This window comes from Lutibacter flavus (assembly GCF_900188355.1).
Lineage (GTDB): Bacteria > Bacteroidota > Bacteroidia > Flavobacteriales > Flavobacteriaceae > Lutibacter > Lutibacter flavus.
This window is the reverse complement of record NZ_FZNX01000003.1, coordinates 149,059-174,785: the sequence shown is the minus strand read 5'-3', so window position 1 is coordinate 174,785 and position 25,727 is coordinate 149,059. Positions and strand designations below refer to the sequence as shown.

General features: G+C 30.7%; 18 protein-coding genes, 1 tRNA gene and 1 pseudogene. 16 read left to right on the top strand and 4 right to left on the bottom strand.

The window, feature by feature from the left end:
• Positions 1 to 52: 52 nt before the first annotated feature.
• The 10 genes from CHB63_RS09670 (at position 53) to CHB63_RS09625 (ending at position 11,680) form a co-directional block, all read left to right on the top strand.
• Positions 53 to 125, top strand: a tRNA-Trp gene (locus tag CHB63_RS09670).
• Between the two features lie 14 nt (positions 126 to 139).
• Positions 140 to 328 (top strand): preprotein translocase subunit SecE, encoded by a 189-nt coding sequence (gene secE, locus CHB63_RS09665; RefSeq protein WP_089378266.1) that lies wholly within the window; start codon positions 140 to 142, stop codon positions 326 to 328.
• A 15-nt stretch (positions 329 to 343) separates the two neighbouring features.
• On the top strand, positions 344 to 895 hold the full coding sequence (gene nusG / locus CHB63_RS09660; protein ID WP_089378265.1) for a transcription termination/antitermination protein NusG: 552 nt from the start codon (positions 344 to 346) through the stop codon (positions 893 to 895).
• A 70-nt stretch (positions 896 to 965) separates the two neighbouring features.
• Positions 966 to 1,409, top strand: coding sequence for a 50S ribosomal protein L11 (gene rplK / locus CHB63_RS09655; RefSeq protein ID WP_089378264.1), 444 nt, complete (start codon positions 966 to 968; stop codon positions 1,407 to 1,409).
• Positions 1,410 to 1,423: 14 nt separating this feature from the next.
• Positions 1,424 to 2,113: a 50S ribosomal protein L1 gene (gene rplA / locus CHB63_RS09650; protein WP_089378263.1), complete on the top strand. Its 690-nt coding sequence runs from the start codon at positions 1,424 to 1,426 to the stop codon at positions 2,111 to 2,113.
• A gap of 19 nt (positions 2,114 to 2,132) precedes the next feature.
• The gene (gene rplJ / locus CHB63_RS09645) at positions 2,133 to 2,648 is read left to right on the top strand and encodes a 50S ribosomal protein L10 (RefSeq protein WP_089378262.1); all 516 of its coding nucleotides are present in this window, start codon (positions 2,133 to 2,135) and stop codon (positions 2,646 to 2,648) included.
• Positions 2,649 to 2,694: 46 nt separating this feature from the next.
• The gene (rplL, locus tag CHB63_RS09640) at positions 2,695 to 3,069 is read left to right on the top strand and encodes a 50S ribosomal protein L7/L12 (protein ID WP_089378261.1); all 375 of its coding nucleotides are present in this window, start codon (positions 2,695 to 2,697) and stop codon (positions 3,067 to 3,069) included.
• A 119-nt stretch (positions 3,070 to 3,188) separates the two neighbouring features.
• Positions 3,189 to 7,004: a DNA-directed RNA polymerase subunit beta gene (rpoB, locus tag CHB63_RS09635; protein WP_089378260.1), complete on the top strand. Its 3,816-nt coding sequence runs from the start codon at positions 3,189 to 3,191 to the stop codon at positions 7,002 to 7,004.
• Between the two features lie 84 nt (positions 7,005 to 7,088).
• Positions 7,089 to 11,363, top strand: coding sequence for a DNA-directed RNA polymerase subunit beta' (gene rpoC / locus CHB63_RS09630; RefSeq protein ID WP_089378259.1), 4,275 nt, complete (start codon positions 7,089 to 7,091; stop codon positions 11,361 to 11,363).
• A gap of 2 nt (positions 11,364 to 11,365) precedes the next feature.
• Complete coding sequence (locus CHB63_RS09625; protein ID WP_089378258.1) at positions 11,366 to 11,680, top strand: DUF3467 domain-containing protein; 315 nt, start codon at positions 11,366 to 11,368, stop codon at positions 11,678 to 11,680.
• Between the two features lie 33 nt (positions 11,681 to 11,713).
• On the opposite strand, the gene CHB63_RS09620 is transcribed toward CHB63_RS09625, so the two are convergent.
• Positions 11,714 to 13,213 (bottom strand): aminotransferase-like domain-containing protein, encoded by a 1,500-nt coding sequence (locus CHB63_RS09620; RefSeq protein WP_089378257.1) that lies wholly within the window; start codon positions 13,211 to 13,213, stop codon positions 11,714 to 11,716.
• A 67-nt stretch (positions 13,214 to 13,280) separates the two neighbouring features.
• Between CHB63_RS09620 and CHB63_RS09615 the strand changes: the two genes are divergently transcribed.
• The 4 genes and pseudogenes from CHB63_RS09615 (at position 13,281) to CHB63_RS09600 (ending at position 18,960) form a co-directional block, all read left to right on the top strand.
• Positions 13,281 to 15,110 carry a TonB-dependent receptor plug domain-containing protein gene (locus CHB63_RS09615; RefSeq protein ID WP_089378256.1) on the top strand — a complete coding sequence of 610 codons (1,830 nt, stop codon included), beginning with the start codon at positions 13,281 to 13,283 and terminating at the stop codon, positions 15,108 to 15,110.
• Positions 15,111 to 15,382: 272 nt separating this feature from the next.
• A complete protein-coding gene (locus tag CHB63_RS09610; RefSeq protein ID WP_089378255.1) occupies positions 15,383 to 15,703 on the top strand; it encodes a DUF962 domain-containing protein in 321 nt (106 codons plus the stop codon).
• A gap of 260 nt (positions 15,704 to 15,963) precedes the next feature.
• Positions 15,964 to 16,356 (top strand): annotated as a pseudogene (locus CHB63_RS17160) (redoxin domain-containing protein); the annotation flags it as partial.
• Between the two features lie 444 nt (positions 16,357 to 16,800).
• The gene (locus tag CHB63_RS09600; RefSeq protein ID WP_089378253.1) at positions 16,801 to 18,960 is read left to right on the top strand and encodes a S9 family peptidase; all 2,160 of its coding nucleotides are present in this window, start codon (positions 16,801 to 16,803) and stop codon (positions 18,958 to 18,960) included.
• A gap of 71 nt (positions 18,961 to 19,031) precedes the next feature.
• Here the strand turns inward: CHB63_RS09600 and hutH are convergent, their stop codons facing one another.
• On the bottom strand, positions 19,032 to 20,540 hold the full coding sequence (hutH, locus tag CHB63_RS09595) for a histidine ammonia-lyase (RefSeq protein ID WP_089378252.1): 1,509 nt from the start codon (positions 20,538 to 20,540) through the stop codon (positions 19,032 to 19,034).
• A 134-nt stretch (positions 20,541 to 20,674) separates the two neighbouring features.
• Here hutH and CHB63_RS09590 point away from each other — a divergent pair, with 134 nt between their 5' ends.
• The gene (locus tag CHB63_RS09590; RefSeq protein ID WP_089378251.1) at positions 20,675 to 22,051 is read left to right on the top strand and encodes a redoxin domain-containing protein; all 1,377 of its coding nucleotides are present in this window, start codon (positions 20,675 to 20,677) and stop codon (positions 22,049 to 22,051) included.
• A 21-nt stretch (positions 22,052 to 22,072) separates the two neighbouring features.
• Positions 22,073 to 23,083 carry a TlpA family protein disulfide reductase gene (locus CHB63_RS09585; protein WP_089378250.1) on the top strand — a complete coding sequence of 337 codons (1,011 nt, stop codon included), beginning with the start codon at positions 22,073 to 22,075 and terminating at the stop codon, positions 23,081 to 23,083.
• A gap of 69 nt (positions 23,084 to 23,152) precedes the next feature.
• Here the strand turns inward: CHB63_RS09585 and CHB63_RS09580 are convergent, their stop codons facing one another.
• Together CHB63_RS09580 and CHB63_RS09575 are read right to left on the bottom strand one after the other, a co-directional pair.
• A complete protein-coding gene (locus CHB63_RS09580; protein ID WP_089378249.1) occupies positions 23,153 to 24,709 on the bottom strand; it encodes an NAD(P)H-hydrate dehydratase in 1,557 nt (518 codons plus the stop codon).
• A gap of 53 nt (positions 24,710 to 24,762) precedes the next feature.
• Entirely contained in the window at positions 24,763 to 25,716 is a 954-nt protein-coding gene (locus CHB63_RS09575) for an acetyl-CoA carboxylase carboxyltransferase subunit alpha (protein WP_089378248.1), read from the bottom strand.
• Positions 25,717 to 25,727 lie beyond the last annotated feature (11 nt).

The following is a 25,727-nucleotide window of genomic DNA, read 5'->3' as shown; positions in this document are numbered from 1 at the left end:
ACCTAGTAATAATAAAATTAAGGTGCTTCTTTATTGGGGGCACCTTATATTTACGGGTGTAGCTCAGTTGGTAGAGCACTGGTCTCCAAAACCAGGTGTCGGGAGTTCGAGTCTCTCCACCCGTGCAAAAATTAATGAAATGAATTTAGTTAAATATATAAAAGACTCATTTGAAGAGTTACGTAATAAAGTCTCATGGATACCTTGGGCTGAAGCTCAAAAATCTACAGTAGTTGTTGCTATATTTACAGTATTGTTTGCATTAGCGGTATTTGCGGTAGATAAGTTTTTCCAAACAGGTTTAAGTGAGTATTTTAAATTATTTTAATCATTAAAGTTTAGTATGTCTGATTCTGTAAAAAAATGGTACGTAGTAAGAGCTATCGGTGGGCAAGAAAATAAGGTTAAAACTTATATTGAAAATGAAATTGCTCGTTTAGGTATGACAGATTATGTTGATAGAGTTATGGTACCGACAGAAAAGGTTATTCAAGTACGTAATGGAAAAAAAATTCACAAAGAACGTGTTTATTTTCCGGGTTATGTAATGATAGAAGCTAACTTAAGTGGTGAACTTCCGCATATAATTAAATCAATTACCGGTGTTATTGGGTTTTTAGGTGAAGTGAAAGGTGGTGACCCTGTTCCTATGAGACCTAACGAAATAAACCGTATGCTAGGTAAAGTTGATGAGTTATCAGTTCAAAATGATAATTTTTCAATACCTTATGTAGTTGGTGAAACGGTAAAAGTAATAGATGGACCATTTAATGGTTTTGATGGTACTATTGAAAAAATAAATGAAGAAAAGCGTAAACTTGAAGTAATGGTTAAAATTTTCGGTAGAAAAACACCATTAGAATTAAGTTATATGCAAGTAGATAAAATTTCATAATAGTTACATAAATAATGTGGTATTGCATTTTGCTTCCAAAAAAGTGTAGTATCTAATTTAAGAATTAAAAATGGCAAAAGAAGTTAGTAAAGTAGTAAAATTACAAGTTCGTGGAGGTGCGGCAAACCCGTCACCACCAGTTGGACCAGCTTTAGGTGCTGCCGGAGTTAATATAATGGAGTTCTGTAAGCAATTTAATGCAAGAACTCAAGATAAACAAGGGAAAGTTTTACCTGTAGCAATTACAGTTTATAAAGATAAATCTTTCGAATTTGTTATTAAAACTCCACCGGCGGCTGTTCAAATTTTAGAAGCAGCTAAAGTGAAAAAAGGTTCTCCAGAACCTAATAGAAATAAGGTAGCTACAGTTACTTGGGATCAATTGAAAACAATTGCTGAAGATAAAATGGTAGATTTAAATGCATTTACTGTAGAATCAGCTATGTTAATGATGGCAGGAACTGCACGATCAATGGGTATTAGAGTAAAAGGAGTAGCTCCAGTTAAAAAATAAAACAGTTATTAAAAATGGCAAAATTAACTAAAAAGCGAAAAGAAGCGCAAGCAAAGATTGATGCAAATCAGGCTTATTCTTTAAAAGATGCTTCTGCTTTAGTAAAAGAAATTACTAATGTAAATTTTGATGCATCTATTGATTTAGCTGTTAGATTGGGAGTTGATCCTCGTAAAGCAAATCAAATGGTAAGAGGGGTTGTAACATTACCTCACGGAACCGGTAAAGATGTTAAAGTTTTAGCATTAGTAACTCCAGATAAAGAAGACGAAGCTAAGGAAGCTGGCGCTGATTATGTTGGGTTAGATGAATACCTTCAAAAAATTAAAGATGGATGGACAGATGTTGATGTAATAATTACAATGCCGAGTGTTATGGGTAAATTAGGTCCTTTAGGCCGTGTTTTAGGACCAAGAGGTTTAATGCCTAACCCTAAAACAGGTACTGTAACTATGGATGTTGCAAAAGCTGTTGCAGAAGTAAAAGCTGGTAAAATTGACTTTAAAGTTGAAAAATCAGGTATTGTACATGCAGGTATAGCAAAAGCGTCTTTTGATGCAGATAAAATTGCTGAAAATGCTAGTGAATTAATAAATACTTTAATAAAGTTGAAGCCAACGGCTTCAAAAGGAATTTATATTAAAAGTATTTATTTATCAAGTACTATGAGTCCAGGTTTAAATATTGATATCAAATCAGTTTAATTGTTAAAACTCAGAAATTATGACGAGAGAAGAAAAATCACAAGTAATAGAAGCTTTAACAACAAAGTTAACTGAAGGAAATATTATCTATTTAGCAGATATTTCAGGATTAAATGCTTTACAAACCTCTAACTTACGTAGAGCTTGCTTTAAAGCAAATATTAAACTTGCAGTTGTTAAAAACACATTGTTAGAAAAAGCAATGGAAAAGTCTGATAAAGATTTTGGAGAATTACCTTCAGTTTTAAAAGGAAATACTTCATTAATGGTATCAGATACTGGAAATGCTCCAGCAAAATTAATAAAAGAATTTCGTAAAAAATCTGATAAGCCTTTATTAAAAGGTGCTTATGTTGAAGAGGCAATTTATGTTGGGGATGACCAATTAGATGCTTTAGTTAACATTAAATCTAAAGAAGAACTTATCGGAGATATTATTACATTATTACAATCTCCAGCTAAAAATGTTGTTTCAGCATTACAGTCTGGTGGTAATAAACTATCTGGTATTATTAAAACATTATCAGAGAAATAAAACAAGCGCACTAATAAACTAAATAATAAAAATTAAACAAAGAGAAATGGCAGATTTGAAAGATTTCGCAGAACAACTTGTTAACTTAACAGTTAAAGAAGTAAACGAGTTAGCTAATATTTTGAAAGATGAATATGGTATTGAACCAGCAGCAGCTGCAGTAGCAGTAGCTGGACCAGCAGCAGCAGGAGATTCAGCAGAAGCTGAACAAACTGAATTTGATGTAATATTAAAAGCGGCAGGTGGATCTAAATTAGCAGTTGTAAAATTAGTTAAGGAATTAACTGGTTTAGGATTAAAAGAAGCTAAAGGTGTTGTAGATAGCGCACCCGCACCTGTAAAAGAAGGTGTTTCTAAAGATGAAGCGGAAGCATTGAAAGCATCATTAGAAGAAGCTGGAGCAGAGGTTGAGCTTAAATAAGCTTTCAACAGCTAAAACAATTTAAGGTTTAGGTCTGGGGTAATCCTAAGACCTAAACCATTTTGCGTATATATTCGTTCTTATATTTTAATAGTTTTTTAACTTAAAGTTTTTGTCCATTGGCATCAAAAAATTTCACCGAAAGAATAAACTTTGCATCAGCTAAATTGGTAACTGAATATCCTGATTTTTTAGATATTCAAGTAAAATCGTTTCAAGATTTTTTCCAATTAAAAACTAAAGCTGACGAACGAAGTACGGAAGGATTATACAAGACCTTCCTTGATAACTTCCCAATTACAGATACTCGAAACCAATTTGTGTTAGAGTTTATAGACTACTTTGTTGACCCTCCAAGATATTCGATTCAAGAATGTATTGAAAGAGGATTGACTTATTGCGTTCCTTTAAAAGCGCGTTTAAAACTTTATTGTACTGACCCAGAACATGAAGATTTTGAGACAATTGTTCAAGATGTATATTTAGGGACAATTCCTTATATGACTAACAGTGGTACTTTTGTAATAAATGGTGCAGAAAGAGTTGTAGTTTCTCAATTACACCGTTCTCCAGGGGTATTCTTTGGACAGTCATTCCATGCAAACGGTACAAAATTATATTCAGCAAGAGTAATTCCTTTCAAAGGTTCTTGGATTGAGTTTGCAACAGATATCAATCAAGTAATGTATGCTTATATTGATAGAAAGAAAAAATTACCGGTAACCACATTATTTAGAGCAATTGGTTATGAAAGAGATAAAGATATTCTTGAAATTTTTGACCTTGCTGAAGAGGTAAAAGTTTCAAAAAGTGGTCTTAAAAAATATTTAGGTAGAAAATTAGCTGCACGTGTTTTAAAAACTTGGTTTGAGGACTTTGTGGATGAAGATACTGGAGAAGTTGTTTCTATTGAAAGAAATGAAATTGTATTAGATAGAGATACAATTTTAGAAAAAGAGCAAATTGAAGAAATAATTGAATCAGGTACAAAAACCATTTTACTTCATAAAGAAGATAATGAAATGGCTGATTATGCCATTATTCATAATACATTGCAAAAAGATCCAACAAATTCTGAAAAGGAAGCTGTTGAGCATATCTATAGACAATTACGTAATGCTGAACAGCCAGATTTTGAAACGGCTAAAGGTATTATTGATAAATTATTCTTTTCAGAGCAACGTTACAATTTAGGTGAAGTTGGACGATACAGAATGAATAAAAAGTTAAACTTGAATGAAGATGTTGATCAAAAAGTTTTAACTAAAGTTGATATTATTACTATTATTAAAAACTTAATAAAATTAGTAAACTCAAAAGCAGAAGTTGATGATATTGACCATTTGTCAAATCGTCGTGTTCGTACTGTTGGAGAGCAATTAGCTAGTCAATTTGGTGTTGGTTTATCTCGTATGGCTCGTACCATTAGAGAAAGAATGAATGTAAGAGATAATGAAGTATTTACACCTATTGATTTAATTAATGCTAAAACGTTATCATCAGTAATAAATTCATTTTTTGGAACAAATCAGCTATCTCAATTTATGGATCAAACGAATCCATTAGCTGAAATTACTCATAAACGTAGATTATCTGCACTAGGACCTGGAGGTTTATCTAGAGAAAGAGCAGGTTTTGAGGTGCGTGATGTTCATTACACTCACTATGGTCGTTTATGTCCAATTGAAACACCTGAGGGTCCAAATATTGGGTTAATATCATCATTAGCGGTATTTGCCAAAGTAAATAATTTAGGATTTATTGAAACTCCTTATAGAGAGGTGATTGATGGTAATGTTAATATTACTGAAGAGCCTAGATATTTAAGTGCTGAGGAAGAAGAAGGAATGAAATTTGCACAGTCAAATTTACCTTTAACTGAAGAAGGGAGATTTGTGGCAGATAAAGTAATCGTTCGAGAAGAAGCGGATTATCCTGTGGTTGAGCCAACAAAGGTTAACTTTATGGATGTAGCTCCTAATCAAATTGCTTCTATATCGGCATCTTTAATTCCATTTTTAGAACATGATGATGCAAACCGTGCATTGATGGGATCAAATATGATGCGTCAGGCAGTTCCTTTATTAAAACCTGAATCTCCAATTGTTGGTACAGGTTTAGAAAGAAGGGTAGCAAAAGATTCTCGTATTTTAATGAATGCTGAAGGAGCTGGAGTTGTAGAATATGTTGATGCGGATACGATTGAAATTAAATACGATAAGTCTGATGAAGATCGTATGGTAAGTTTTGATGGCGACAACAAATCTTACAATTTAATTAAATTTAGAAAAACAAACCAAGGAACTTCTATAAACCTAAAACCAATTGTTCAAAAAGGTGATAGAGTTGTTGAAGGACAAGTTCTTTGTGAAGGTTATGCAACACAAAAAGGTGAATTAGCTCTTGGTAGAAATATGAAAGTTGCGTTTATGCCTTGGAAAGGTTATAATTTTGAGGATGCAATTGTTATTTCTGAAAAAGTTGTTAAAGAAGATATTTTCACCTCTATTCATATTGATGAATATTCAATGGATGTTAGAGATACTAAATTGGGTGCTGAGGAATTAACTAATGATATTCCTAACGTTTCAGAAGAAGCTACGAAAGATTTAGATGAAAATGGAATGATTCGTATTGGTGCAGAAGTGAAACCTGGAGATATCTTAATTGGTAAGATTACACCAAAAGGAGAATCTGATCCAACACCTGAAGAAAAATTACTAAGAGCAATTTTTGGTGATAAAGCAGGTGATGTAAAAGATGCATCATTAAAAGCTTCACCATCTTTAAGAGGTGTTGTTATTGATAAGAAATTATTTGAACGTGCCGTTAAAGATAAATCTAAACGAGCTCAGGATAAAGTTAGTATTGCTAATTTAGAGAGTAAGTATACAGCAAAACTAGAAGATTTGAGAACTGTTCTAATTGAAAAATTATTCACTTTAATTAGTGGAAAAACTTCTCAAGGTGTTCAGAATGATTTAAGTGAAGAAGTTCTTCAAAAAGGAAAGAAGTTTACTTTAAAAATGTTAAATGCAGTTCCTGATTTCAATTACTTAACAAAAGGAGTTTGGACTACAGATACTCATTTAAATTCTTTGGTTACTGAATTGATTCACAACTATAAGATTAAAGTAAATGATTTACAAGGTTCTTTAAGGCGTGAGAAATTTACAGTTTCAGTTGGTGATGAATTACCAGCAGGGATTTTAAAACTTGCAAAAATTTACATTGCTAAGAAACGTAAGTTGAAAGTTGGGGATAAAATGGCAGGACGACATGGTAACAAAGGTATTGTTGCACGTATCGTTCGTCAGGAAGATATGCCTTTCTTGGAAGACGGAACTCCAGTTGATATTGTATTAAATCCATTAGGTGTACCATCTCGTATGAATATTGGTCAAATTTATGAAACAGTTCTTGGATGGGCTGGTCAAAAATTAGATAAAAAATATGCTACACCAATTTTTGATGGTGCTACAATTGATCAAATTAATCAAATAACGGATGATGCTGGTGTACCGCAATATGGTCATACATATTTGTATGATGGTGGAACGGGACAACGTTTTGATCAAAAAGCGACGGTTGGAGTTATTTATATGATTAAATTAGGTCATATGATTGATGACAAGATGCACGCTCGTTCAATTGGGCCATACTCTTTAATTACGCAACAACCACTTGGTGGTAAAGCACAATTTGGAGGTCAGCGTTTTGGTGAAATGGAGGTTTGGGCACTTGAAGCATATGGTGCATCAAGTACATTACGTGAAATCTTAACAGTAAAATCTGATGATGTTTTAGGAAGAGCTAAAACATATGAGGCTATTGTAAAAGGAGACCCTATGCCAGAACCTGGATTGCCAGAATCATTTAACGTATTAATGCATGAACTGAGAGGTCTTGGATTAGACGTTAGATTAGAGGAATAACAACTAAAAAATAGTTAGGAGCTAAACACTCCTAACTATTAATATATTTTTACATTTTTAAAATTCGAATCCATCAATATTATTATGGCAAGAAAAACCGATAAATACACTGTAAAAAAGTTTAATAAAATTTCAATTGGTTTATCATCTCCAGAAGCAATTCTAGAGAAATCAAAAGGAGAGGTATTAAAACCAGAAACTATAAATTACCGTACGCACAAACCTGAAAGAGATGGGTTGTTTTGTGAACGTATTTTTGGCCCTATAAAAGATTATGAATGTGCTTGTGGTAAATACAAGAGAATTCGTTATAAAGGGATAGTTTGTGATCGATGTGGTGTTGAAGTAACAGAGAAAAAAGTTCGTAGAGATAGAGTAGGACACATTAATTTAGTTGTTCCTGTTGCTCACATTTGGTATTTTAAATCATTACCTAACAAAATGGGATACCTTTTAGGTTTACCATCTAAAAAGTTAGATATGATAATTTACTATGAACGTTATGTAGTAATTCAACCTGCTGGTGCAAAAAATGCGGAAGGAGAACCATTGCAAAAAATGGATTTCTTAACGGAAGAAGAATATTTGGATATTCTTGAATCGTTCCCAGTTGAAAATCAATATTTAGATGATAATGACCCAGATAAGTTTATTGCTAAAATGGGTGCGTCTTGTTTAATTGATTTATTTAATAGAATTGATTTAGATGAGTTGTCGTATGAACTTCGTCACAAAGCAAATACAGAAACATCTAAACAACGTAAAACTGAAGCATTAAAAAGATTAAACGTAGTTGAGTCTTTTAGAGATGCTAACAAAAATAGAGAAAACCGTCCGGAATGGATGATAATGAAAGTAATTCCGGTGACACCACCAGAATTACGTCCATTAGTACCATTAGATGGTGGTCGTTTTGCAACTTCAGATTTAAATGATTTATATAGAAGAGTAATTATTAGAAACAATCGTTTAAAAAGATTGGTTGAAATAAAAGCTCCTGAAGTTATTTTACGTAATGAAAAGCGTATGTTACAAGAATCTGTTGATTCATTATTTGATAACACACGTAAATCTTCTGCTGTAAAAACGGAATCTAACCGTCCATTAAAATCATTATCAGATTCATTAAAAGGTAAACAAGGACGTTTCCGTCAAAACCTTTTAGGAAAACGTGTTGATTATTCTGCACGTTCTGTAATTGTTGTTGGACCGGAATTAAAATTACACGAATGTGGATTGCCAAAAGATATGGCAGCTGAATTATACAAACCTTTTGTAATTAGAAAATTAATTGAAAGAGGAATTGTAAAAACAGTAAAATCTGCAAAGAAAATTATTGATAAAAGAGAACCAGTTGTATGGGATATATTAGAGAATGTTTTAAAAGGACATCCTGTAATGTTAAACCGTGCTCCTACGTTACACCGTCTAGGAATTCAAGCTTTTCAACCAAAATTAATTGAAGGGAAAGCAATTCAATTACATCCATTGGCATGTACGGCATTTAATGCCGATTTTGATGGGGATCAAATGGCAGTTCATTTACCATTGGGACCTGAAGCTATTTTAGAGTGTCAATTACTATTATTGGGTTCACATAATATATTAAACCCTGCAAATGGGGCTCCAATTACTGTACCTTCACAGGATATGGTATTAGGTTTATATTATATGACTAAAGAAAGAAAATCGACTCCAGAATATCCAATTAAAGGTGAAGGTTTAACTTTTTATTCTCCTGAAGAAGTAACTATTGCATTTAATGAAAAGGCAGTAGACTTAAATGCTAGTATAAAGGTTAGAACTAAAGATTTTAATGAAGAAGGAAAACTTGTTAATCAAATAATTTCAACTACAGTTGGTAGAGTGCTATTTAATGAAGTAGTACCTGAAGCTGCTGGTTATGTAAACGAAGTTTTAAATAAAAAATCGTTAAGGGATATTATTGGTCATGTTTTAAAACTGACGGATGTTCCAACTACTGGAAAATTCTTGGATGATATGAAAGGAATGGGATATACATTCGCATTCCGAGGTGGTTTATCATTTAGTTTAGGTGATATTATTATTCCGCCAGAAAAGCATACAATGATTGCTGAAGCAAACGCACAAGTTGACAATATTATGGCAAACTATAATATGGGTATGTTAACTAATAAAGAGCGTTACAATCAGGTAATTGATATTTGGGGTTCGACTAACAATCGTTTAACAGAACTTTCAATGAAACGTTTACGTGAAGACCAACAAGGATTTAACTCTGTGTTTATGATGTTAGATTCTGGTGCAAGGGGTTCTAAAGAACAAATTCGCCAGTTAACAGGTATGCGTGGATTAATGGCAAAACCTAAAAAATCTACAGCTGGTGGTGGTGAAATTATTGAAAACCCGATTTTATCAAACTTTAAAGAAGGTTTATCAATTTTAGAATACTTTATATCAACTCACGGTGCTCGTAAAGGATTAGCAGATACAGCATTAAAAACAGCAGATGCTGGTTACTTAACTCGTCGTTTGGTTGATGTTTCTCAAGATGTTATTGTTAATGAATTTGATTGTGGAACTTTAAGAGGACTTAATGTTGAGCCACTTAAAAAGAATGATGAAATTGTAGAAACATTAAGTGAAAGAATTGACGGTCGTGTTTCATTACATGATATTATAGATCCAATAACTGAAGAAGTTTATGTAAAATCAGGTGAAGAAATTTTAACTGAAGTTGCTAAACGCATTGAAAACTCAGCTATTAGTGCAGTGGAAGTTCGTTCTGCATTAACTTGTGAAGCTAAAAAAGGTATCTGTTCTAAATGTTATGGGCATAGTCTATCAACACGAAAAATGGTGCAAATTGGTGAAGCAGTTGGAGTAGTTGCGGCACAATCAATTGGTGAGCCTGGTACACAGTTAACCTTAAGAACATTCCACGTTGGTGGGGTAGCTGGTAATATTTCTGAAAACAATACAGTAGATACTAAATTTGCAGGGAAAGCATTAATTGAAGATTTAAATACTGTAAAAGGAAAAGATAATGATGGAAATGATGTTGATATAGTTATTTCACGAACTTCAGAAATTAAAATAATTGATGAAAAAACTGGTTTGATATTAAGTACAAATAACATTCCTTATGGTTCATATATTTATGTTGCTGATGGTCAAAAGCTAAAAAGAGGTGAATTAATTTGTAAATGGGATCCATTTAATGGTGTTATTGTTTCTGAATTTGCAGGAACAATTCAATTTGAAAATATTGAAAGAGGAATTAACTATCTTGTTGAAATTGATGAACAAACAGGTTTCCAAGAAAAAGTAATTATAGAATCTAAAAATAAGAAAACGATACCAACTTTATTGTTAAAAGATAAAAATGATAACGTTATTAGATCATATAACTTACCGGTAGGTGCTCATTTAATTGTTGAAGATGGCGATGAAATAGCATCAGGTATGATAATTGTTAAAATACCTCGTAAATCAGGTAGATCTGGAGATATTACGGGAGGTTTACCTCGTGTAACTGAGTTATTTGAGGCGCGTAACCCTTCTAATCCAGCAGTTGTTTCACAAATTGATGGTGTAGTTTCATTTGGAAAAATTAAACGTGGTAATCGTGAAATAATAGTTGAATCTAAATTAGGCGATGTTAAAAAGTATTTAGTTAAACTTTCTAATCAAATCTTAGTTCAGGAAAATGATTTCATTAAAGCTGGTATGCCTCTTTCGGAAGGTTCAGTTACACCAAATGATATATTAAATATCCAAGGACCTGCAAAAGTCCAGGAGTATTTGGTAAATGAAATTCAAGAGGTTTATCGTTTACAAGGTGTAAAAATTAACGATAAGCATTTTGAAGTAGTAGTTCGTCAAATGATGCGTAAAGTGAAAATTATTGATTCAGGAGATACATTATTCTTAGAGAATCAATTAGTTCATAAAAATGACTTTATAGAGCAGAATGATGAGATCTATGGAATGAAAGTGGTTGAGATCGCTGGTGATTCAACTGTTTTAAAAGAAGGACAAATTATTACACCTCGTCAATTACGTGATGAAAACTCAGTGTTAAGGAGAGAGGATAAGGCTTTAGTTGAAGCCAGAGATGCAAATCCAGCAACGGGTGAGCAAATTTTACAAGGAATTACAAGAGCTTCTTTACAAACGAAGTCATTTATTTCAGCGGCATCATTCCAAGAAACAACAAAAGTTTTAAATGAAGCTGCAGTAAGTGGTAAAGTTGATGATTTAGAAGGTCTAAAAGAGAATGTAATTGTTGGTAAACGTATTCCTGCCGGAACTGGTATGAGAATTTACGATAATATTATTGTGGGGTCTAAAGAAGAAATGGATTCAAGTTTTTAATTATGAGTGATCAAAAACCTAATAAAGAAGGGCAAATTAATATTGAATTGGATGATAAAATAGCTGAAGGAACTTATTCTAATTTGGCTATAATCAATCATTCTGTTTCAGAATTTATCGTTGATTTTATAAGCGTAATGCCTGGGCAACCAAAGGCTAAAGTAAAATCAAGAATAATTTTAACTCCTCAACATGCGAAGCGATTGGTTAAAGCCTTAGCGGATAATGTACAAAGGTTTGAGAAAAGTCATGGAGAAATTAAAGATTATGAACAACCTCCAATACCAATGAATTTTGGTCCAACAGGGCAAGCATAAAATAAAAAAGCCGAACTTAATGTTCGGCTTTTTTTATTTTAAAATCACCTTATCATAAGCTCTTTTTAATTTTTTAATAACCAGTTCTATTTCTTCTTCATTTAAATGTCCAAAACCAAAACGAATGGCACAAGTGTTTTTATTCTGATAAAGAATTGTTTTTGGTAGAAGTAAATCGTTTTTTTCGGATTCTTCAGCTAGTTTAAGTAACGATATTTTAGGATGAAATTGTAACCAAATGGCTAATCCACCGATAGGAATTTCCCATTGTGCAGTTCCTGAAAAATATTTAGTTAAAAGATTACATGAAAAATCTCGCCTTTTTTTATAGATCACAATATTCTTTTTCATTAGGCGGTATATTTCACCTTCATTAATTAATTCTGATAGTATTTGTTCTTGTATTAGGTCGCCTTGTTTATCTAGTAATTCTAAATAATTCTTAGCTTCTGCGATCAGATTTTCTGGGGCTATTACAAATCCTGTTTGAAAACTAGGAAATAAGGACTGCCCAATTTTTCCTAAATAAATAACCATACCGTTTGCATCTGCACTTGCCATAGGTAACATTGCTGAACCATCAAACTGAAAATCGTAATCAAAATCATCTTCAATAATGGCAAATCCATACTCTTTAGCAAGTTGTAGTAGCTCTAAACGACGTTCTGCACTTAATTTTACTACTGTCGGATAATCTCTATGGGCGCATATATATACACATCTAATGCTATGTTTTATAAAATGTTTTTTTATGTACTCAATATCTAAACCATCATTATCTACAGGAATTGTTTTTATGGTTGCACCAGTTTGTTGAAAAATCATATTAGATGCATAATTACTTAAGTGTCCTACTAACACTATATCGTTTTGTTTTATTAAGAGTTGAGATACAATGTACAAGCTCATTTCTGTACTACGCGTATTTATTAGGTTATTTGGACTTATATGAAAGCCTCTAGTTGCATTTAGGTAATTACATAACTGCGTTTGGAATAAAGAGTTGAAAACTTCGTGTGATCTGTTCCATTTATTTATTAACGTTTTTCGTTTCATGGCAGCACTATACCATCTTGTAAATTGATGTACAGGATGCAAGCGTAAATCTGGTTTACCATCATTAATTGTATACTTAGCATTTGTATACTGAACAGTTGATGCTAAATGAAAAGAATTTTGAAAATGAAATCCTGTTGTTTTAGCATATGTATATGCCTCATTTATTTTTTGAGAAGTTGCTTTTATTTTTGCTGTATTTTTCTCTGGTTCTAAAACAAATGTGCCTTTATTTGGTATAATTTCAACCCAACCTTGTGAAGATAACTCTTCGTAAATTGCAACTGCAGTATTTCTATGGACTTTTAATAATTGACTTAATACACGGGTTCCTGGCAGCATTGTACCTTTAGTTAAATAGCGGCGCTGTATAGCATTTATAATTTGTACCGAGACCTGTAAATATAGAGGTTGTGATAAAGATTTATCTAAACTAATTAGCTGTTTAAAAAGAGTATTAACCGGACTATCTATCATTTTAAAACTGGACTATGTTAATCGTCCGGAAAGTTACTACTTTTGCATCGTTTTTAAATCACTATTTATGAAAATTAAAATTACATTAATAATTACCATATTATTTTATGGTTTACAGGCAAATGCACAAGATAAGCCTATAAAAAGAGACACCTTAAAAGAAGTTATTATTATTTCTACAAGAATAGATTTACCTTTTAAAGAAAACTCTAGAACAATAAATATTATCACATCAAAAGACATAAATAATAGTGCAGCTAACAATGTTGCTGATTTATTACAACAAGTTGCAGGTGTAGATATAAGAAGAAGAGGAACAGCAGGAAGTCAAGCTGATTTATATATTAGAGGCGGTGGTTTTGATCAAACGTTACTTTTAATTGATGGTATTAAAATGGATGATTCTCAAACAGGACATCACACAATGAATGCTGCTTTACCAATTGAGGTTATTGAACGCATAGAAATTATTAAAGGTCCTGCAGCAAGAATTTTTGGTCAGAATGCATTTACTGGAGCAATAAATATTGTTACTAAAAAGAAATTAGAAGACACAGTTTCTGCAAATATGGAAACAGGTTCTTTTGGACAATTAAACGGTTCTCTAACTGTAGGAAAGGAGTTTGAAAATTCATCAATCATTGTACATGTTGGTGCGTTAACTTCAGATGGTTATAGAGATAATTCTGATTATAACAATTATAACTACTTCTTAAAAGGGGTTTTCAACAAGAAAAAGCAACCTATAGAAGTATTGGCTACTTTTTTCGACAAGAAATATGGTGCACAAAATTTTTACACACCAATTTCATGGGGTTTTAAGGAGTATGAAGAAACTCAGAGCAGTTTATTAGGTGTTTCATCAACCTTTAAAAAAGAAAATTTTAAAATTACACCTAGATTTTATTGGAAAAGAGGTCAAGACATATTTTTATTGAAAAGAGACGATCCAAGTTTTTATAGAAATTTACACATTACTAATAAAGTAGGTTTAGAAACAAATGCGGCTTACACATCAGATTTTGGAATAACAGGTTTTGGTATTGATGTTTCTCGAGTTTTTATTAGTAGTAATAATTTAGGGAACAGAAATAGAACAATGGCAAATTTGTTTTTAGAACATCGTTTTAAATTGGCTCATGATAAATTAGATATAACTCCAGGAGTTGCTGTAACTTACTTTTCGGACTTTAAATTTCATGCATTTCCAGGGTTAGATATTGGTTACCAATTTTCGGATAAATTAAAATTATATGGGAATTTAGGGATAACTTACAGAATACCAACATATACAGATTTGTATTACAATGATAGCAGTACAAATGGGAACCCTAATTTAAAACCAGAAGAAGCTTTTGCACAAGAATTAGGGCTGAAATATAATTCAGAAAGGTTTACTTCTTCTGTGGCAATCTTTAATAGAAATGCAACTAATTTAATTGATTTTGTGAAGCCAGATGTTACAGCAACTAAATATGTAGCCACTAATTTTGCAAAAGTAAATACTAAAGGCTTTGAGTTAAATACAGATTATCGTTTTAAGATAAATAATTTCAATCAAACTTTATCTTTTTCATATAATTTATTAGATGATGATATTTTAGATCAAAATAAAGATTTATCACGTTATTCTTTAAATACATTAAAACATCAATTTATTACACGCTTTACAAGTAAAATATTTAAAAATGTAAGACAAAACATTATTTACAAACACGCTGAACGAACAATAGGAACTAGTTATAATGTTTGGGATGCTTCTATAATTGTTGACGTTAATAAATTCAGTTTTATAGCTACTGCCAATAATATTTTTGATGCAGATTATATAGAATCTGGTTTTTTGCCAATGCCAAAAAGTAATTTTATGCTTGGTTTAAATTATAAGGTTTTTTAATAGAGATGCTGAAGATTTAATTGATTGGACTAAGACAGATCTTGATGATCCTAATCAGAAATGAGAGGCGAGAAATTTCAGTAAAGTTAATTCAAATTATATCATAACTAGTTTATTTACAATTCTTAAAGGGAATGTAATGTTGGGTGTTATTTATAAGATTTATGAACGCATTTAGTAACCGAATATAAAAGTCGAATTTAAAGGTGCGTCTTTTTTTATTTTCAATTTGGTAATTAGTTGTAAATTGTAATTGTTAAAAAAAATAAATTATGAAGGAAAGAATTAAATCTTATAATGAGTTTTATAAATTTTATTTAAAACAGCATAGCAATAAAACATGTAGATTATTACATGTTATAGGAACTACTTTTGTTTTTGCATTGGCAATTACAGCACTATATCATAATAACCCTAAACTGTGGATTTTAGTACCAATTGCCGGATATGGGTTCGCTTGGGTTGGTCATTTCTTTTTTGAAAAAAATAAGCCTGCTACTTTCAAATATCCACTTTGGAGTTTAAAATCAGACTTTAAAATGTATTTTGATATTCTTTCGGGAAAAATTTCTATTGATTCTTCTAAAGACTAAATTTTATTGTAATTGTTTTATGTTATTTACGACTGTGTACATACATCTTAAAAACAATAAAATGAGATATTATTTTAATAATGCTTTTCCTTTTGTTTTCATTTGGCAAAAGTTTTTCACAAATAAATAATGATTATTTAAAAGTTGGTGAAAATACACCTAGAATTACTGGCATGGATTAATTTAACTCTAATATTGATTCTGATGAAATATTAAAAAATAACAAAGTTTTATTACTTTTTTATTGAGGGAATTGGTGTCCGCATTGCAAAAAACATTTATTAAGTTTAAAGGAAAACCTTGAGGGATTAACTAAAAAAGGACTTTATGTTATTGTAGTAACTCCTGAAAAAGTTGATAAGATTTTAAATACTACTAAAAATTTCAATGCTACATTTTCAATTATTCATGATGTTGACAATAAAATTATGAATGCTTATAAGGTTGCTATTGAAGTTAATAAAGAGAATATTCCAAAATATTTATCATTTACTAAAAAAAAGATAACAGAGTACAACGAAATCAATAATAATATACTACCCGTGCCTGCTACCTATATAATAAATAATAATAAAAAAATAAGTTATGCTCATTATGATCCAGACTACAGTAATAGAGCAAATTTTGTCGAAATTTTAAATAGCGTTAAATAGAGTGACAATTGTATTTGTTAAACATATTCTAAGCTAATATTTCATACTTTGTGGATAATTTAATTATGATGTCTTATTATGTTAAAAAATTACAAAATATGTAATAATTATTTTGCCACATATTAAATATATCGTAATTTTGTACAATAAATAACTACTAAAAAAAACACGATATGAAAATTATCAAAAAAGTAAAAATTCAGGACAAGAAAAAAAGAATGACAGCAGTCGATTTTAAGAATGCTAAAAGTATAACATGGAATAGTAAAAGAAGATTCGGTATATAAGAGTAGACACAAATATCATTACAAATTGTTTGAATTAAAAGCGATAGGCATACCTATCGCTTTTTTAGTTATTATTAAGGGTAAAATATAGTTTAAAATTATTCCCTCATTTTTTTTCACTACTTTAGTTAAATTGAAATTTTAACTTAAATAAATTATGAAAAATACATTATATTTTCTTTTTACAATTTTAGTGTTTTTATCTTCGTGTAAAACAAATGAGGAAAAATCAGTAATTAGCATACCACATGCACCAACAGCTAAAATTATACCAGAACAATTAACAAATCACGGTGATACAAGAATAGATAATTATTTTTGGATGCGTTTGAGTGATGAACAAAAAAAATCTGAAACTCATGATAATCAAACAAATGACGTTTTAAATTATTTAAATGCTGAGAATGCTTATTTAAACGAGGCCATGAAACATACTGACTTGTTTCAGGAAAAATTATATAATGAAATTGTTGGAAGAATAAAAAAAGATGATCAATCCGTTCCTGTAAATGATAACGGATATTCATATTATTCGAGATTTGAGGAGGGTGGAGATTATGCATTATATTGTAGAAAAAAAATTAATGATGACGAGGAAGAAATTTTACTTAACGGCCCTGAAATGGCAAAAGGTTTTTCGTATTATGGGATTGGTACGCGTTCAGTAAGCCCAGACAATACTTTATTGGCCTATGGAATAGATACCGTTTCAAGACGTAGGTATTCAATTTATTTCAAAAATTTAAATACAGGAGAATTATTACCTGATGTTCTTACCAATACAAGTGGGGGAGCGATCTGGGCAAACGATAATAAAACAGTTTTTTACACTAAAAAAGACCCAGTTACTTTAAGAACTGACAAAGTTTATAAACATGTTTTGGGTACAGACCAATCTGAAGATGTATTAGTTTTTGAAGAAAAAGATGAAACTTTTGGCTGTGGTGTTTTTAAATCGAAATCTAAAAAGTATATAATGACAGTAAGTTATCATACTCTTTCAACTGAATACAGCTATATAGATGCTGACAATCCTAATGGAAGTTGGACACTAATTCAACCAAGAGAAAAAGATTTATTATATTATGTAGATCACTTTGAAGATAATTTTTACATCCGAACAAATTTAAATGCTAAGAATTTTAAATTAGTAAAAACACCAATTTCTAAAACTTCAAAAGAAAATTGGGTAGATGTTATTCCGCACAGAGAATCAGTTTTATTTGAAGGGTTTGATATTTTTAAAAATTATTTAGTACTTACCGAAAGAATTAAAGGCTTAACCGCTATTCGAATTAAAAAATGGGCAGGAGATGAATATTATTTGGATTTTAGTGATCCTGCTTATTTAGCAAATCCAACTTCAAATTTGGATTTTAATACTCCAATTTTACGTTATAATTATTCATCATTAACAACTCCAAGAAGTACTTTTGAAATAAATATGGATACAAAAGATCAAGTATTGCTTAAGCAACAAGAGGTAATTGATCCTAATTTTTCAATAGATAATTATACATCAGAACGTTTATTTGCCACAGCAAACGATGGAACAAAAATACCGGTATCATTGGTATATAAAAAAGGAATTAATAAAAATGAGAATACTCCATTATTACTATATTCTTATGGCTCTTATGGCAATAGTTCTGAACCCACTTTTAGTTCTACCAGATTAAGTTTATTAGATAGAGGATTTATTTATGCGATTGCTCATATTAGAGGAGGACAAGAAATGGGAAGGTATTGGTATGAAGAGGGTAAATTATTAAAAAAGAAAAATACATTTACAGACTTTATTAGTGTTGGTGAATTTTTGGTAAGCCAAGGTTATACAAGTAGCGAACATATGTATGCTTATGGTGGAAGTGCTGGTGGATTATTGATGGGTGCCATATTAAATATGAAACCAGAATTATGGAATGGTGTTGTGGCTGCCGTACCATTTGTTGATGTTGTTTCAACAATGTTAGATGAAACAATTCCGTTAACTACTTTTGAATTTGACGAATGGGGGAACCCTAAGATTAAAGAATATTATGATTATATGAAATCATATTCTCCTTATGATAATGTTGAAGCTAAAGAGTACCCTAATATTTTAGTAACAACTGGTTACTGGGATAGTCAGGTGCAATATTGGGAACCTGCAAAATGGACTGCAAAACTTCGGGAATTAAAAACAGATGATAATTTATTAATTATGGATTGTAATATGGAAACTGGACACGGAGGAGCTTCTGGACGTTTTGAAAGGTATAAACGAACGGCTTTGACATATGCATTTATGTTTGATTTGGAAAATATTACAGAATAATATTAAGAAATAATAGTATAATTTTTAAAAAGTTTAATCAATAAAAAAAGGGTTTAAAACCCTTTTTTTATTTAAAATAATTCTTCGTTATCTATATCTAAACTGTTGATAAAAGAAACTGTTTTTTTAATTTCTGTACTTAAAACAATGTCATTTTCTACAAAAGGAATTTCACTTCTATAAACTTTTAAAAACGACTCTAAAAAAGGAGATGTTTTTGTTGGTATTCTATAATATAAAGCTTGTGAAGCGTTTAACAATTCTATTGCTAATATGGTTTCTATATTGTCTACAATTTGTTTTGCTTTGGTTGCTCCATTAGCACCCATACTTACGTGATCTTCCTGTCCGTTGCTGGAAACTATTGAATCTACAGATGCAGGTGTTGCTAATTGTTTATTTTGACTTACAATACTTGCGGCTGTATATTGTGGAATCATAAAACCACTATTTAATCCAGGGTTTTTAACTAAAAATGGAGGTAAATTTCGTTGTCCTGAAACTAATTGAAATGTTCTTCTTTCTGAAATACTGCCAAGTTCTGCCATTGCAATACTTAAAAAGTCAAAAGCCAATGCTAATGGTTGTCCGTGAAAATTTCCACCTGATATAATTTCATCAGTTTCAATAAAAATATTTGGATTGTCTGTTACAGAATTAATTTCGGTTAGAAAAATATTTTTACAATATTCTAGAGCATCTTTACTTGCGCCATGAACTTGTGGCATACATCTAAATGAATAAGGATCCTGTACATGTTCTTTATATTGATTTATTAATTCACTATCTTCTAAAAATTCATTTATACGTTTGGCGGTTTTTATTTGGCCGTTATGAGGTCTTATAGCATGAATTTGTTTGTTAAAAGGTGAAACTCTACCATCAAATGCTTCTAGTGAAAGTGTCCCAATTAAATCGGCTAAATAAGAAAGTTTAAAAGATTTTAAAATTAACTGAACACCATATGCACTCATAAATTGTGTACCGTTTAACAGTGCTAAACCTTCTTTAGATTTTAATTCTATTTTATTCCATTTAAATTTCTTTAAAACTTTGGAACTAGAAACACGTTTATTTTTAAAATAAACTTCTCCTTTACCAATTAGAGGTAAAGATAAATGCGCTAAAGGAGCCAAATCTCCAGATGCTCCTAAAGAGCCCTGAGTAAAAACGACAGGAATAATATCATTATTATAAAAGTCTATAAGTCTTTTTACTGTTTCTAATTGTACACCTGAATAACCATAACCTAAAGATTGAATTTTAAGCAATAACATTAGCTTAACAATTTCTTTAGGAACTCTTTTACCAGTACCACATGCATGGCTCATTACCAGATTTTCTTGTAATTGACGTAAATTGTTAGCGTCAATTTTAACATTACATAAAGATCCAAACCCTGTATTAATTCCGTAAATGGGAGCGCTATTCTCTTTAATTTTTTGGTCTAGATAATTCCGGCATTTTTCAATATTTTCAATAGCTTTATTTGAAAGTTCTAATTTCTTTTTTGTATAAATTAGGTCTTGTAATATTTCAAAATTTAATATTTTTTGATCTATATAATGTACGTTGTTCATATATGATTTTTGCTTATTCAAAATTGAAGAATCCAAACAAGATATGCAAATTATTTGTTAAAGTAATTTGTAGAATACTAAATTAAATAAATAGTTTTATCTTTGAGAGATTAATTCAAAAACAACATAAAATCATGAGGAAAATCGCCCTGATAATTACTATTTTAACCTTTATTTCTTGCAAAGAAGAAGCTAAAATTGATTATGCAATTTTATCAGGTAAAATTACTAATAGTAGTATTGATAGTTTTACTTTAAATAGCACTGATAGAAGTATTAAAAAAGAAGTTAAAGTTTTAGAAGATGGTAGTTTTATTGATACCTTAACAACTGAGGAAGGAACTTATATTCTTTATGACGGTAAAAATATGGCCGAATTATATATTAATTATGGAGATAATTTAGGGATTAATTATGATATAAATGATTTTGAAAATACACTTTTAATTTCTGGAAAAGGATCTGAAATTTCAAATTACATTTGGCTGAAATCTCAAAAATATACCGAATTAACTGGTGAAGGAACTGAAATTTACAAAAAGGAAGAAAATGACTATAAAGTAAATAGATTAGAATTAAAAAATACAGTATCCCAGTTATTACAGAATGCTCAAGACCTTCCTGCCGATTTTATAGCAAAAGAATTGAGAAATATTGAATATGATTATATTTCAGATTTAAATCGGTATGAACGTTATCATGAACACTATGCTAAGAAAAAAGGGTTTAAAGTTTCGGATGATTTTTTAAAAGATGTTGAACAGGTTTCGGATTTTAATAAAGAAGAGGACTTTTTATTTTCTCAAGGTTATAAAAGTATTGTAAATAGTCATTTTAGAAAAGAAGCAAAAAAATTAATGGAGGTGGATTCTATTTCTGAAGATTTAGCCTTTTTATCTGCAGCAATTAATTCAGAAAATCAAACAATAAAAAACCACTTAATTTATGACGATGCAAAATATGGAATAACATATACTGAAAATTTAGAGGATTACTATAAAATGTTTATGGAAAACTCTACAAATGAGGAGCACATAAAAGAAATTACAGATAGTTATAATAAATTAAAAACAGTTGCTAAGGGTCAACCATCTCCTAAATTTGAAGAATATGAAAACTTTGCCGGAGGAACAACGTCTTTAGATGATTTGAAAGGGAAGTTTGTTTATGTGGATGTTTGGGCAACTTGGTGTGGGCCTTGTAAAGCTGAAATACCTGCTTTAAAAGAAGTTGAAGCAAAATATCATGGGAAAAACATTGAATTTGTAAGTGTCTCTGTTGATGCTTTGAAAGATCATGATAAATGGAAAAAAATGATTGAAGATGATGAGTTAAAAGGAATTCAATTATTTGCAGATAAAAGTTGGGATTCGGACTTTGTTAATGGTTATTTAATTAAAGGTATTCCTCGCTTTATTTTAATTGATCCTAATGGAAATATTGTTAGTGCAAATGCACCAAGACCATCTAGCCCAAAATTGATTAAAATGTTTAACGAAAATAATATTTAAAATTTAATAAGGTAATAATAGATGAAAAAAATAATATGGCTGTTTGTAGCAGTTTTAATAGTTTCTTGTAAATCTGAACAGAACGATTTTGTTACGCTTAATGGGAAATTGAAAACTTCAGGTGTTGAAAAATTATTGGTTCAAGGAAAAGACTACTCTAAAGAAATTTTAGTATCTAAAGATGGTAGTTTTTCTGATACTCTTAAAGTTTTGGATGGGGTTTATGCCATTTCAAATGGGAATGATAGACTGACTTTATTTTTAAAGAATGGATATAATTTAAATGTGAATTTTAAAGGAGAAAAACTTTCTGATGGAGCATTATTTAATGGGAATGGAGCAGAAACAAATAGTTTTATTGAAAATAAACGAATGTTCTATGTTAGTGAGGACGCAAATCCTAAAACTTATTTTAAATTAGATAAAGAGGAGTATGAGGCCAAATTAACAGCAGCCAAATCTTTATTAAAAAGTTATAAAGATGATGCTCCAAATTTAGATTCGATTATTGGTGTAATGGATGCAAGAAATGATCAAATGTTTTTTAGATATGTTGAATCTAATTATGAAAAAGTGCACGAAAATTTGTTACGTTTTGCTAAGGGAACCTCTTCTCCTGAATTTGTAAATTATGAGAATTTTAATGGCGGAACAACTTCATTATCTGACTTAAAAGGTAAATATGTTTATATAGATGTTTGGGCAACTTGGTGTAAACCTTGTAAAGATGAGATTCCTTCATTAAAAATTTTAGAAAACGATTTTCATGGTAAAAACATTGAATTTGTAAGTATTTCTGTAGACAAATTAAATGCTTATGAAACCTGGAAAAAAATGGTTAAAGATTTAGATCTTAAAGGAGTACAATTATTTGCAGATAATAATTTTGAATCAGATTTTATAACTGCTTATGGAATAAATTCTATTCCACGATTTATTTTATTAGATCCAGAAGGAAATATTGTTGATGCAAATGCAAATAGACCTTCTAATCCAGAGCTTAGGGAATTACTTTTAGAGCTAGGAATTTAGAATAAATAAAGACATAAAAAAAAGTGCTATTTAATAGCACTTTTTTTTATGTCTTTAAAAATCATTAATTTAATTGCCATCCTCAACTTCTTCATCATCTTCAATTTTTTCTTGGTCCATATCTTGTTTAAAAATATCCAAAATTGCATCAGATAAATAGTCTAAAATAGATGATGCAGTAAAAGTTTCATAGCTAGTTTCTTGAAGTGCTAAATCTGCAGTTTTACCATGTAAATAAACACCTAAAATGGCAGCATTAATAGGCTCGTATCCTTGAGCTATTAATCCAGTTATAAGTCCAGTTAGAACATCCCCACTTCCTGCTGTTGCTAGAGCTGGGTTGCCTGTGGAGTTTATATATTTGTTATCTTCATTAATTATAATAGTATGTGCACCTTTTAAAACAACAATTACATTATGGTCTTTGGAAAAATCAGTAATTTTTTCAAGTTTCTCAAAATCATTTTTCCAAGACCCAATAAGGCGTTCTAATTCTTTTGGATGTGGTGTAAGAACAGTGTTTTTTGGTAAATATTTTAGTAAAGACTTATTAATTGAAAGCAAATTAATTGCATCTGCATCAATAACAAGTGGAAGTTTATTTTCTTTAATAAAAAGTTCAAAGCCCAGAGCCGTTTTCTCAACAGTTCCCATTCCAGGTCCAATTCCAATTATAGTTGCTTTTGTTTTAAAGTTATAATATTCTAAAGCAGCATCATTGTCAACTTCAACCATTGCTTCCGGCACTGAAATTTGTAAAATATTATAACCACATTTAGGAAGATAAGCAGAAACCAATCCGCTGCCAATTTTTAGTGCAGCCCTTGTTGCTAAAGTAACAGCTCCTATTTTACCAAAACTACCACCAATTATAAGTGAATGACCATAAGTGCCTTTGTGAGACCATTTGTTTCTGGATTTATATATTGGTATTATTTCGTTTTTTGTAATATAGTGTGATTTAGGATTTAAATTTTTAATAAAATTTTCATCCAAACCTATATCAATAACTTCCCAGGTATTTACAAAATCTTTATTTTCAGGTAAAAGAAAAGCTAATTTTGGAGTTTGAAATGTTAGGGTATGACCAGCTTTTATCACAGCCCCAGTATCTATAACGGATTCGTCACTAAACAACCCAGAAGGGAAATCGATAGCCAAGGTAAATACCCTGGTATGATTAATATACTGAATTAATTTTTTTGTAAAACCTTCAGGTTCTCTTGTTAATCCATTTCCAAAAATAGCATCGATAACGATATCTTCAAAAGCTACTTTGGGAAAATCTTTTTCAGATTTAATTATAGGCGGCCATTCTCCTAATTCTTTTAAACGATTGTAATTTATTAAAAATTCGTCAGTTCTTTTATCGCTAAAATTTACAATATAACAACTAACATTATAGCCATGTTGATAAAGATGTCTGGCAATTACCAAGCCATCTCCACCATTATTGCCAATACCACAAAATACATGAATTTTAATTCCTTGTCCTTGTAATCTACTATGAAGCCAATTAAAACATTGTGTTGCAGCGTGTTCCATTAAATCAATAGAGGAAATATTATTGATGGAAATGGTTGCCTTATCAGCTTCAGAAATTTGTTTTGAATTTAGAATAAACATAGAATAAAATTAATAAAAAAACCTCTCAAATTTGAGAGGTTTTAACTATTTTTTTATCCTTTAAAAACGCCCATTTCAGCATATTTATCCATTCTCTTTTTTACGAGATCTTTAGGTGTTAAATCTTTTAACTCCTTAAATGTACTCAGGATCGTTTTTTCAACTTCTTTAAAAGCTCCTTCACGGTCAAAATGAGCACCACCAAGAGGCTCTTTTATTATTCCGTCTATTAACTTTTGTTTTTTCATATCTTCAGCTGTAAGTTTTAAGGCTTCAGCAGCTTCTTCTTTATGCTCCCAACTTCTCCATAAAATAGATGAACAAGATTCTGGTGAAATAACAGAATACCAAGTGTTTTCCATCATAAATACTCTGTCTCCAACACCAATTCCTAATGCTCCACCAGATGCGCCTTCACCAATTACTATGGTAATAATAGGTGTTTTTAATCGTGTCATTTCAAAAATATTTCGTGCAATAGCTTCACCTTGTCCACGTTCTTCAGCTTCAAGGCCAGGGTACGCCCCAGGAGTATCAAGTAAAGTTATTACTGGAATACTAAACTTTTCAGCCATTTTCATTAAACGTAGCGCTTTTCTATAGCCTTCTGGATTAGACATTCCAAAGTTTCGGTATTGACGAGTTTTTGTGTTATAACCCTTTTGCTGACCAATAAACATAAATGATTGATCTCCAATTTTACCTAATCCCCCAATCATTGCTTTATCGTCTTTTACGGTTCTATCACCGTGCAATTCCATAAAAGAACCATTTGTTAGATAGTTAATATGATCTAAAGTATATGGTCTGTTTGGGTGTCTGGACAACTGAACTCTTTGCCAGGCAGTTAAGTTTTTATAAATATCTTTTTTAGTTTTTAGCAGTTTTTTTTCAATGTTTTTACAACTTTCAGTCATATCAACATCACTTTCTTTACCAATTAATTCGCATTTATCAAGTTGTTCTTCTAACTCTTTAATTGGTAATTCAAAATCTAAATATTCCATATTTTTTATTT

Bases quoted from the DNA above. Each gene is read 5' to 3' on its own strand.
- secE (WP_089378266.1), top strand. From the start codon at position 140: ATGAATTTAGTTAAATATATAAAAGACTCATTTGAAGAGTTACGTAAT.
- nusG (WP_089378265.1), top strand. From the start codon at position 344: ATGTCTGATTCTGTAAAAAAATGGTACGTAGTAAGAGCTATCGGTGGG.
- rplK (WP_089378264.1), top strand. From the start codon at position 966: ATGGCAAAAGAAGTTAGTAAAGTAGTAAAATTACAAGTTCGTGGAGGT.
- rplA (WP_089378263.1), top strand. From the start codon at position 1,424: ATGGCAAAATTAACTAAAAAGCGAAAAGAAGCGCAAGCAAAGATTGAT.
- rplJ (WP_089378262.1), top strand. From the start codon at position 2,133: ATGACGAGAGAAGAAAAATCACAAGTAATAGAAGCTTTAACAACAAAG.
- rplL (WP_089378261.1), top strand. From the start codon at position 2,695: ATGGCAGATTTGAAAGATTTCGCAGAACAACTTGTTAACTTAACAGTT.
- rpoC (WP_089378259.1), top strand. From the start codon at position 7,089: ATGGCAAGAAAAACCGATAAATACACTGTAAAAAAGTTTAATAAAATT.
- CHB63_RS09625 (WP_089378258.1), top strand. From the start codon at position 11,366: ATGAGTGATCAAAAACCTAATAAAGAAGGGCAAATTAATATTGAATTG.
- CHB63_RS09620 (WP_089378257.1), bottom strand. From the start codon at position 13,213: ATGATAGATAGTCCGGTTAATACTCTTTTTAAACAGCTAATTAGTTTA.
- CHB63_RS09615 (WP_089378256.1), top strand. From the start codon at position 13,281: ATGAAAATTAAAATTACATTAATAATTACCATATTATTTTATGGTTTA.
- CHB63_RS09610 (WP_089378255.1), top strand. From the start codon at position 15,383: ATGAAGGAAAGAATTAAATCTTATAATGAGTTTTATAAATTTTATTTA.
- CHB63_RS09600 (WP_089378253.1), top strand. From the start codon at position 16,801: ATGAAAAATACATTATATTTTCTTTTTACAATTTTAGTGTTTTTATCT.
- hutH (WP_089378252.1), bottom strand. From the start codon at position 20,540: ATGAACAACGTACATTATATAGATCAAAAAATATTAAATTTTGAAATA.
- CHB63_RS09590 (WP_089378251.1), top strand. From the start codon at position 20,675: ATGAGGAAAATCGCCCTGATAATTACTATTTTAACCTTTATTTCTTGC.
- CHB63_RS09585 (WP_089378250.1), top strand. From the start codon at position 22,073: ATGAAAAAAATAATATGGCTGTTTGTAGCAGTTTTAATAGTTTCTTGT.
- CHB63_RS09580 (WP_089378249.1), bottom strand. From the start codon at position 24,709: ATGTTTATTCTAAATTCAAAACAAATTTCTGAAGCTGATAAGGCAACC.
- CHB63_RS09575 (WP_089378248.1), bottom strand. From the start codon at position 25,716: ATGGAATATTTAGATTTTGAATTACCAATTAAAGAGTTAGAAGAACAA.